Source organism: Sphingobium sp. PNB, assembly GCF_019873065.1.
Lineage (GTDB): Bacteria > Pseudomonadota > Alphaproteobacteria > Sphingomonadales > Sphingomonadaceae > Sphingobium > Sphingobium fuliginis.
Genome location: NZ_JAINEZ010000004.1, coordinates 136570 through 146351 on the forward strand (window position 1 = coordinate 136570; position 9782 = coordinate 146351).

General features: G+C 64.3%; 9 protein-coding genes and 1 rRNA gene. 6 read left to right on the plus strand and 4 right to left on the minus strand.

What is annotated here, in order from left to right:
* Window positions 1-8 precede the first annotated feature (8 nt).
* Window positions 9-1928, minus strand: coding sequence for a M61 family metallopeptidase (locus tag K7W03_RS02965; RefSeq protein ID WP_222885512.1), 1920 nt, complete (start codon window positions 1926-1928; stop codon window positions 9-11).
* 152 nt (window positions 1929-2080) lie between these two features.
* On the opposite strand from K7W03_RS02965, the gene hisS reads away from it, so the two are divergent.
* From hisS to K7W03_RS02985, 4 genes are all read left to right on the plus strand, one after another.
* Window positions 2081-3343 (plus strand): histidine--tRNA ligase, encoded by a 1263-nt coding sequence (hisS, locus tag K7W03_RS02970; protein ID WP_222885513.1) that lies wholly within the window; start codon window positions 2081-2083, stop codon window positions 3341-3343.
* On the plus strand, window positions 3343-4434 hold the full coding sequence (gene prfA, locus K7W03_RS02975; RefSeq protein ID WP_413469301.1) for a peptide chain release factor 1: 1092 nt from the start codon (window positions 3343-3345) through the stop codon (window positions 4432-4434). The genes hisS and prfA overlap by 1 nt, the downstream gene beginning before the upstream one ends.
* Window positions 4435-4552: 118 nt before the next feature.
* Complete coding sequence (gene prmC, locus K7W03_RS02980) at window positions 4553-5380, plus strand: peptide chain release factor N(5)-glutamine methyltransferase (RefSeq protein WP_222885514.1); 828 nt, start codon at window positions 4553-4555, stop codon at window positions 5378-5380.
* A gap of 318 nt (window positions 5381-5698) precedes the next feature.
* The gene (locus tag K7W03_RS02985; protein WP_222885515.1) at window positions 5699-6502 is read left to right on the plus strand and encodes a DUF4167 domain-containing protein; all 804 of its coding nucleotides are present in this window, start codon (window positions 5699-5701) and stop codon (window positions 6500-6502) included.
* Window positions 6503-6603: 101 nt separating this feature from the next.
* Here the strand turns inward: K7W03_RS02985 and K7W03_RS02990 are convergent, their stop codons facing one another.
* Together K7W03_RS02990 and K7W03_RS02995 are read right to left on the minus strand one after the other, a co-directional pair.
* A complete protein-coding gene (locus K7W03_RS02990; RefSeq protein ID WP_103001261.1) occupies window positions 6604-6981 on the minus strand; it encodes an acyl-CoA thioesterase in 378 nt (125 codons plus the stop codon).
* Window positions 6974-7273: a hypothetical protein gene (locus tag K7W03_RS02995; protein WP_048577311.1), complete on the minus strand. Its 300-nt coding sequence runs from the start codon at window positions 7271-7273 to the stop codon at window positions 6974-6976. Before K7W03_RS02995 ends, K7W03_RS02990 begins: the two co-directional genes overlap by 8 nt.
* A gap of 74 nt (window positions 7274-7347) precedes the next feature.
* Between K7W03_RS02995 and K7W03_RS03000 the strand changes: the two genes are divergently transcribed.
* Window positions 7348-7776, plus strand: coding sequence for a CBS domain-containing protein (locus K7W03_RS03000; protein WP_044660616.1), 429 nt, complete (start codon window positions 7348-7350; stop codon window positions 7774-7776).
* A gap of 6 nt (window positions 7777-7782) precedes the next feature.
* Here K7W03_RS03000 and K7W03_RS03005 read toward each other — a convergent pair whose 3' ends face one another.
* Window positions 7783-9270: a lipopolysaccharide biosynthesis protein gene (locus K7W03_RS03005; protein ID WP_222885530.1), complete on the minus strand. Its 1488-nt coding sequence runs from the start codon at window positions 9268-9270 to the stop codon at window positions 7783-7785.
* A gap of 441 nt (window positions 9271-9711) precedes the next feature.
* Here K7W03_RS03005 and K7W03_RS03010 point away from each other — a divergent pair.
* Window positions 9712-9782, plus strand: a 16S ribosomal RNA gene (locus K7W03_RS03010); the annotation flags it as partial.

Below are 9782 nucleotides of genomic sequence, written 5' to 3' on the forward strand. Positions count from 1 at the left end.
ACGGGTGATTATGTTTTCGGTTTCAGCAGCCGGTCCAGGCTGCCTTCACCCTCTCCTGTCTTTTCGAGGCGCGGATAGCGCAGGCCGCCGGAATATGCGAGGGTCAAAGTGCGATAATATTTGTCCTGCTTCACTATGATCTGGAGCGGCTTTCCGGACTTGATCGCCGCCTTGAACACATCGCCCGAATATTCATCGCCATTGATCGCGAGGATCTTCGATCCGGTCGCCAGGCCAGCCTTGAAGGCCGGACTGTCCCAGACGACGTTGCTGATCTCGCCGTCATTCTTGACGATCATGCCGATGCCGAAGCTCTGGTCGGTGAACTTGCCCGATCCTTCGGCCGCCTTGGTGATGGCCCCCGGCGTGTCGCCATAGACCAGCCTGTAGCCGCCCAGCGTGAAGCCGCCCTTGGGTGTCTCCCTGGTCGTGCTGTCGACATATTTCTGGAAGAAGCCCGCCCAGTCATAGGGCGCGACTGCGTTGAGCGTCTTGATGACGTCGCCGCGATTATAGACGACCTGTCCCCAATCGCCCGGATTGATGCCGAAAAAGGCCCTGGCGAAATCGTCCAGGCCCTTGGCGCCCTTGGTCTGCTGGCGGATGATCGCATCCGCTTCCAGCCAGATCATCAGGCCTTCATTGTAATAATCCTCCGACCGCTGCCAGCTCGACCAGCCCTTGGGACGGCGGGCGGAGATGATCGGGTCGTGGGTGGTGTCCTCCATCGGCCGCCACTCGCGGCCCCGCGCCGTATCCAGCTTGGCCGCGATATGGGCATAGGCGTCCAGCGTTTCCTGCTTGGAGAACAGCCCGGACCGCGCGCCCAGCACATAGCCCCAGAACTGCGTCTGCCCTTCATAGACCCACAGCAGATTATCCTGCATCGGCACGTTGAAATCGGGTGTCCACAGCAGGTCCGGACGGCGGAACTTGCCGTCCCAGCTATGGGTGAATTCATGCGGCAAGAGGTTGCGGTCCAGCAGCGCATCGCCGTCGCCCCATTTCTTGAAATAGCCCGGCTCGACCTGATTCTCCGACGACCGGTGATGCTCCAGCCCGATGCCTCCCATCTCGTCGGTAATGGCGAACAGGAAGTCATAATGGTCGAAATGATAGGTGCCGAACAGCGCGCCCGCTTCATCGACCAGCTTCTTGTGCCTGGCGATCTGGTCGGGTTTGGCGTCCAGTTCGTCGGCATCGTCCGCGACGATGTTGAGCGTCACATTAGGGCCCAGGTCCACGGGCTTGAAATGAAGGCCCGCGAACACCGGCGAATCCTGCAAGGCTTCATAGTCGATCGTCTCATAGGCGACGGTCGATCCGGTCTTCTTGCCCCGCAAGGCTGTCGCGGCCTGCCAGCCGTCCGGATAGGTGACGGTCGCCTGGATCGGAATCTGCCGCGTATAATAGCCCGCCGGATAGAGCGACACCGACTCCCACTGGATATTGAGCATCTTGGGCGTGACGACGACGCGGCCCTGATTGGGCTGGGTGGCGGACAGGAACTGAAAGGATGCGACGACCTGTTTCGTCCCCTGCGGCACGTCGATCACAAAGCCATAGACGTTGAGCGGATCGCGCTTCCACGCCAGCGGCTTGCCGTCGGCCGTGAAGCTGAGGCCGGTCAGCTTCTCGATCTGTCCGCGCGGCGCATGGTTGCCCGGCAGCCATTGCGGCATCAGCAGCGTCATCGGACCGGCGGCGGCGACGGGGATGGTTTCCTTCACCCGGAAGATGCGCTGCACCGTATCGGTGGCGTCGACCTCCAGCCTGATCGTGCCGCCGGGATAGGGCGCATCCTTGGGCGCCGGCGCGGCATAGTCGACCGGCAGCGCCGTAGGTTTGGAGCGGATCGCATTCTGCGCGATCAGCGGGGTTGCGATCGCCGTGGAAAGGAAAAGGGCGGCAGCAAGGCTGCGGATCATGAACATCTCCGAAAAAGCGTGCGGTCGAACGACCGTATAACAACAGCATGGCGAGCCATTCCGCTCTCGTCCACCCCCAACTCTTCTTGGCATATTTTACGACAAAAAAGCGCGTTTCCTTGAGCCGTCTTTATCGTTAAAGGCGCTGCCCCATGGCGAAGATCGAAACCCCGCGCCCGGTGCGCGGCACGCAGGACATGCTGGGCGGCACGAGCGAAGCGTTTCAGGAACGTTTCGCCCATGTGGTCGCGACCTTCGACCGGGTGCGCAGGCTCTACGGATTCCAGCGGGTGGAAGTGCCGGTGTTCGAATCGACGGCGGTGTTCGCCCGGTCGCTGGGCGAAAGTACGGACGTCGTTTCCAAGGAAATGTACACGTTCGAGGATCGCGGCGGCGACAGCATCACCCTGCGCCCGGAATTCACGGCAGGCATTTCCCGCGCCTATATCACCGAGGGTTGGCAGCAATATGCGCCGCTGAAGGTCGCGACCCACGGCCCGCTCTTCCGTTACGAGCGTCCGCAAAAGGGCCGCTTCCGCCAGTTCCACCAACTCGACGCCGAGGTCATCGGCGCGGGCGAGCCGGGCGCGGACGTGGAACTGCTGGTGCTGGCCGACCAGTTGCTGCGCGAACTGGGCGTGTCGGACGGCGTGACGCTCAATCTCAACACGCTGGGCGACGGCCCGAGCCGCGAAGCGTGGCGCGCCGCGCTGATCGCGCATTTCGAGGCGCATCGGGACCAGCTTTCGGAGGAGAGCCTCGATCGCCTGCACCGCAATCCGCTGCGCATCCTCGACAGCAAGGACCCACGCGACCGTCCGGTGGCGGACAGCGCGCCGGACATCGACGCCTATCTGACCGATGAAGCGCGCAGCTTCTTCGAAAAGGTGACGGCGGGCCTGGACGCGGCGGGCGTGGCGTGGGAGCGCAACGCCCGGCTGGTGCGCGGGTTGGATTATTATCGCCACACCGCGTTCGAGTTCATCACCGACCGGCTCGGCGCGCAGGGCACGGTGCTCGGCGGCGGGCGCTATGACGGGCTGATCGAGAATCTGGGCGGCCCCTCGACCCCGGCGGTCGGCTGGGCGGCGGGGATCGAGCGGCTGGCGATGCTGGTGGATATGCCGGAGATTGCCGGCCCGACCGTCGCCGTCATACCCATGGGTGAAGCCGCCGAAGTCAGGGCCACCGGCATCATCGCCGACCTGCGCCGCGCGGGCATTGCCTGCGACATGGGCTATCGCGGCAACATGAAGAAGCGGATGCAGCGGGCCAATGCTTCGGGCGCGGCCTGGGCGGTGATCCTGGGGGACGACGAACTGGCGCGGGGCGAGGCGGCCGTCCGCAATCTCGGCACGGGCGAACAGGAAGCCGTCGCCCTAGATGCGCTGATCGGGAAACTGGCAACGCGCTGATGCATATCTCCGCCGAACGCATCGCGCAGATCGAAGCGCGCCGGGACGAGGTGCAGGCATCGATGACGCGTGCCGACCTCGCGCCGGAGGAGTTCGTGCGGCTGTCCAAGGAATATGCGGAGATCGAGCCGGTGGCCAGGGCCGCCCACGAAGTCCGCCGGCTGCGCCAGGAACTGAGCGCCCTCGAATATATGGCGGGCGGCGAGGATGCGGATGCCGACCCGCTGATGCGCGAAATGGCGCAGGAGGAGATGCAACTGATCAAAAGTCGGTTGCCCGATGCCGAACGCGCCCTCGCGCTGCAATTGCTGCCGAAGGATGCCGCCGACGCCCGCCCGGCCATGCTGGAAATCCGCGCAGGCACCGGCGGCGACGAAGCGGCGCTGTTCGCGGGCGACCTGTTCCGCATGTACCAGCGCTACGCCGACGCGCAGGGCTGGAAGATGGAATTGATCTCCGCCAACGCTTCCGAAGTCGGCGGGTATAAGGAAGTGGTCGCCAGCGTCACCGGCACCGGCGTCTTCGCCAAGCTGAAGTTCGAGAGCGGCGTCCACCGTGTCCAGCGCGTTCCGGTCACGGAAAGCGGAGGACGCATCCACACCTCCGCAGCCACCGTCGCGGTGCTGCCGGAGCCGGAGGAGGTCGATGTCCAGATCGCGGACAGCGACCTCAAGATCGACATCTACCGGGCGTCCGGCGCGGGCGGCCAGCACGTCAACACCACCGATTCCGCCGTGCGCATCACCCACTTGCCCTCCGGCATCGTGGTGACGCAGCAGGACGAGCGATCCCAGCACAAGAACAAGGCCAAGGCGATGCAGGTGCTGCGCGCCCGCCTGTATGAGATGGAACGCGAGCGCGCCCAGAGCGAACAGGCCGGTGCGCGCAAGGCGATGGTGGGCTCCGGCGACCGGTCCGAACGCATCCGCACCTATAATTTCCCGCAAGGGCGGGTGACGGACCATCGCATCAACCTGACCCTGCACCGCCTGCCCGAAATCCTCGAAGGATCGGGCTTGTCCGAAGTCATCGACGCGCTGGTGGCGGAGGATGAAGCCGCCCGCCTCGCCCAACTGGATGGCGTGGCGTGATGCCGTCGCCCTCTCAACACCATCCGTCATTCCCGCGTAGGCGGGAATCCATCTCCCATAAGTTGCGACTTGGTGCAGCGTCTGGAGATGGGTTCCCGCTTTCGCGGGAATGACAAATATGGGGGTCGCTCCAGCCTTGCGTCAGGCAACCGAGCGCCTCGCCCTCATAAGCGCCACCCCGCGCCTCGACGCCGAACTGCTCCTGGCCCACGCGCTGGAGATCGACCGCAACGACCTGCTGATGCGCCAGCGCGACCTCAGCGTCCCGCCCGGTTTCGAAGCGCTGCTCCAACGCCGCCTGACCGGCGAACCCATCGCCTATATCACCGGCGCGCGCGATTTCTGGACGATCAGCCTGCGCGTCACGCCAGATGTCCTCATTCCCCGTCCTGACAGCGAAACGCTGATCGAGGCCGCTCTCGACCATTTCGGCGCGCGGAGTCCCGCCCGCATCCTCGACCTCGGCACCGGTTCGGGCGCGCTGCTGCTCGCGGCGCTCAGCCAATGGCCGCAGGCAAGCGGGGTGGGCGTCGATATTTCCCCGGCGGCGCTGGCGGTCGCCCAGGGCAATGCTGATCGGCTGGATCTCAGCGAACGCGCCGATTTCCGGATGGGCGACTGGGCGGAGGGAATGGACGGCTCCTTCGACCTGATCCTGATCAATCCACCCTATATCGCCCGCGACGTTGCGTTGGCGGGCGACGTCTTCCATGAGCCCGAAAGCGCCCTTTTCGCAGGCGCGGACGGGCTGGACGACTATCGCCGGATCGCGCCGATGCTGCCCCGGTTGCTGGCGCCGGACGGGATGGCCGCCATCGAGATCGGCTACGACCAACGGCTCAGCGTCTCCACCCTGCTTGCCGATCAAGGACTTAGCGTCGCGGTCCGCCACGATCTCGCCGGTCATGACCGCTGCCTGATCGCAACCCTGGCTCCATCCGTCTGACCCGGCGAAGGATTTGCGCCGGCACAAGCTAAAATTGCTTGGTTTATGGCCGGGAAGCCACTACATGGAGCTTAGGGACGGCACTATCCTGAGGATCTGCCCTGTGGGGCCGCGACAAGAAAAGGCCGTTTTCCCGCTCCTTCAAAGTCACGACGGCGCTGCTGCGCAGGCGCCTCTGGCAGGTCAAGGGCATAGGCCGATCGCTCGGCCCCTGCCTGGCGGAGCCTTATCCGGCCCGATGGTCAGGCCGTGCTGAAGGATGGCGACTGAACAGTGTTTTTCCGTGAATGATGGCAAAGTGAACGCAAGGATCAGCTCTTGATCAACAACAGGCAGGCCGGTCGCCGGAATCGCGGCCGGAACAACAATAATGGCCGGCCCAACGGTGGCAATCGGGGCGGCGGTGACAATGGCAACCGGATCGACAGCCGCGCACGCGGCAATGCGGCCCAGCTTCTTGAAAAATACAAGAATATGGCGCGCGATGCCCAGATGGCGGGCGATCGGGTGAATGCGGAATATTATCTGCAGTTTGCCGACCATTATTTCCGCGTGCTGGCCGACAATCGCGCCCGTCAGGAGGAGCAACAGCAACGCTTCCGCCCGCGCGACGAAAGCTTCGACGAGAATTTCGACGATTTCGATGCCGGGGACGAAGCGGGCGAGGACGGGCGCGCCGATCAGGCGAGCGACCGCGGGCAGGACTTCGATCGCCGTCGGGACGAGCAGCGCGATTATCGCGAAGGCCGGAACGACCGCAATCGGCGCGATCGCAATGACCGGAACGACCGCAACGATCGTAACGAACGGCGCCGGGAACGCTCGCCGGTAGAGGAAGTGGCCATCGAGGAAGCCGTGGAACAGCGGCAGCCCGAAACCGCGCCTCAGCCGTCGGCCCCCATGCAGGCCGCTCCGGAATCGCAGCCCGAGGCTGAGGCTCCCCGCGCCCGTCGCGGACGTCCGCGCAAGGCGGCGGCCGCGCAGGAGGAAGGCCAGGGCGGTCTGGATCTGGCGGTGCTGCCGCCCTCGATCGCGCGCGCCGACAATGATGCGGAACCTGCCGCTGAAGCCCCGCGCAAGCGCACCCGCCGGGCCCGGCCTGCTGCTGAAGCCGCCGAATAGGCGCCGGTTCCACCCGGATGGGTGGGGACGAGCGTCAAGAAAAGGGGACAGTGCCGCTGCGCTGTTCCCTTTTTCATGCTTCCGGCACGGCCTCGACGGGATCAGGCAATGGGCAGCGGACGCGGCCGGTGATTTTCATCCAAAGCGACGAAGGTGAACAGGCCGCTGGTCAGTTCGACCTTCGTCTCCTGCGATCCCCGCGTCGCGACGACATCGATCCGGATGGCGACCGATGTCCGTCCCCGCCTTTCCTCATGGGCATAGACCGACACGATGTCGCCCAGCAGGATCGGGGCAATGAACGTCATGCCCTCTATCGCGACGGTCGCTACGGCGCCCCGGGCGATCCGGGCGGCGATGATGCCGCCGGCAATGTCCATCTGGCTCAACACCCAGCCGCCGAAAATATGCCCATTGGCGTTGATGTCCGTGATGTGCGGCACCACGCGCAACACCACTTCGCCCTTTTCGTCAGTCATCACTGGAAACCTCATCCTTCATCCGGTCGATGACCTGTTCGTCATGTCCCGTTCCGCTCGACAGAAATGCCAGCGCCATCAGACCCGTCCCCAACATGAACGTCAACCAGACGCCCAATATGGTGGCGATGACCATATGGATCGGCATGGGGCCCGCCCACCAGCGCAGGAAGAGCAGCGCCGCCCCGACGCACAATGCGCCGCCCAGCGCCATCCATCCCATGATGCGGCGGAACCGCCGCCATGCGACCTGCGCGACCTGCGGGTCATCAAGTCCTTGTCTGTGCGTCATCCCTTTCCTTTGGAGTGTGAAAGTGGGATCATCAAGGGACTGAGGCATTTAGCCGGCAGGCAGGGAGACGGACCATGACGATCGCGGCGATTCTGCAACGCAAGGGACAGGATGTCGTCCAGGTGCAATCGGGCGACACGGTCCTGTCGGTGGTGCAATTGCTGGCCGAGCGGCGGATCGGCTGCGTCCCGGTGGTGGATGACGGCAAGGTGGTCGGCATCTTTTCCGAACGCGACCTGGTCTATCGCGTGGCGCAGGAGGGGGCAGGGGTTCTGGAGCGCCCGGTGGGGGAGATCATGACGGCTCCTGCGATCACCACGGACGAGCGGACGCCCGTCATCCACTGCCTGTCGCTGATGACGAAGCGGCGCATCCGGCATCTGCCCGTAGTGGTCGACGGCGCGCTGGTCGGACTGGTGTCGATAGGCGATCTGGTGAAGTTCCGCATCGATTCGATCGAATCGGAAGCTGCCGCCCTGCGCGACTATATCCAGACCGCCTGACCCGTTTCAGGCGGGCGCCTCGACCGGCGAGGCCCGCCGAACGACCAGCGCGACCAGTTCCATCAGCGTCCCCCGCGCGCACAGCATCAGGGCGGCCAGAAAGGCCAGGCCCCCCGCCGGAACCAATATCCCCAGCCGGATCGGCGCGGCGAGGGGCGGCAGCAACCGGTCGACCGCCATCACCGCCGCAGCCATCAACAGCGAGCAGCCAAGCCCCGGTGCGGTCGCCCGCATCAGGTCGATCAGCCGCAACCCCATCGGCGCGCCCGCCAGCCGGGCGGTGATCAGCGTCAGAATAGGGAAAGCGCACAACCATGCCCAGGCCAGCCCCATCGCCCCGAATCGAATCCCGATGAAGAAAGCCGCCGGCATCAGCACCGCGCCCACCGCCGCCACCCGCGCCGTCGTCCCCGGCCGGCCCAGCGCATTGCTGACCGGCGCGAACATCACCTGCAACGTCATGAACGGCATGGCGAGCGCCAGAATCGCGACGAAGGGCGCCATGTCCCGCCACTTCGCCCCGAACAGCGTCTCGACCAAAGGCCCCGCCGTCGCCGCCATGCCCAGATAGACCGGACAGCTAATCAGCAGCAGCAGCCGCACCGCCTTGCAGAAGGACCATGCGATTCGCGACGGGTCCTTCTGCATCCGCGCATAGGCGGGGAAGGCCACGTCATTGAGCGGCGGGATGAATTTGCTGACGAATATCTGCGTCAGGAACAGCGCTTCGGCATAAAGGCCCAGTTGATGCGGCTCCAGCACCCGTCCGCCGATGAAGATATCGGCCTGACTCTGCACGATCCAGAAAAGCTGCCCCCCCAGCAGCGACGCGCCATAGGCCACCATCGCCCCGGTCCCGCGGAAATCGAAGCTGGGAATCGGCGTGAACCCGGTCGCCAGCACATAGCCTATGCCCTTGACCCAGAATCCCGCAATCGGCGCGAACACCAATGTCCAGACGCCCCAGCCCGACAGCGCCCCGGTCAGCGCCACCGCCGCCGACGCGATGGCCGCGATCAGGTTGACCAGCGCGGGCCGCCGGAAATCCATCGCCCGGCCCATGATCGCCTCGGGAATCGAGATGAAGGGCGTCGACAGATAGAGCAGCGCCTGCACCCGCAGCAAATCCGCAACCATGGGCTGCTCATAATAGGCAGCTGCCAGCGGAGCGACCGCAAGCTGGGCCAGGGCAAGTCCGCCGTTCAGCAACAGCATGATGCCGAAGGCCTGCCGCAATTTGTGCGTCTCGACGGTTTCGGACTGCACGAGCGCGCTCACCAGCCCATAGCCGTTGAGGAAGGTCGCGAAGTTCAGGATCACCTGCGTCATTGCGAACAGACCGTAATCGGCGGGATCGAGCATTCGAATCACGGCCAATGTCACGACCCAGCTCAGCATCTGCGCCACGATCTGGCTGCCCGACCGCCAGAGGATCGCGCTTCTTATCTTCGAGCCAAAACCGGCGTCGCTTGCGTCGGCGTCCTGCAAACCCATCTTCATTCCTGTTTTCCGGACCGTTCATGGCCGCAGGGTCCTTCTATCCGGCAAGTCCCAAAAAATTCTGAAATAAAATTGCAAAAAGGGTTTGACGGTTCGGGAAGCCCTCCATATATGCCCCTTCACCGACGCGGCGCTGCCCCACAGGGACGGCGGAAACGACGGTCGCCAACAGGTACGGACGCTAGTCTCCCGGAACGCAAGGAACGGGGTAGGATAGCTGTCCGGTATGGTTGTCGGCTCTTTGACATTGTTGATTGATGAAGGGACATGTGGGCGGCGGCTCCGGGTTCTTGCGGCTTCTAGGCGCAGGATACTCGGTTAAATTAGCCATCCTCACAATGTCCTTACACACCATGTAAGATTTGTGCAGGAATGGCTCCTGGAAATGAGCGGTTTCGGTTTGGGATTATTCCTCCTGGATCGAGATCGGACATCAAACTTGAGAGTTTGATCCTGGCTCAGAACGAACGCTGGCGGCATGCCTAATACATGCAAGTCGAACGAGC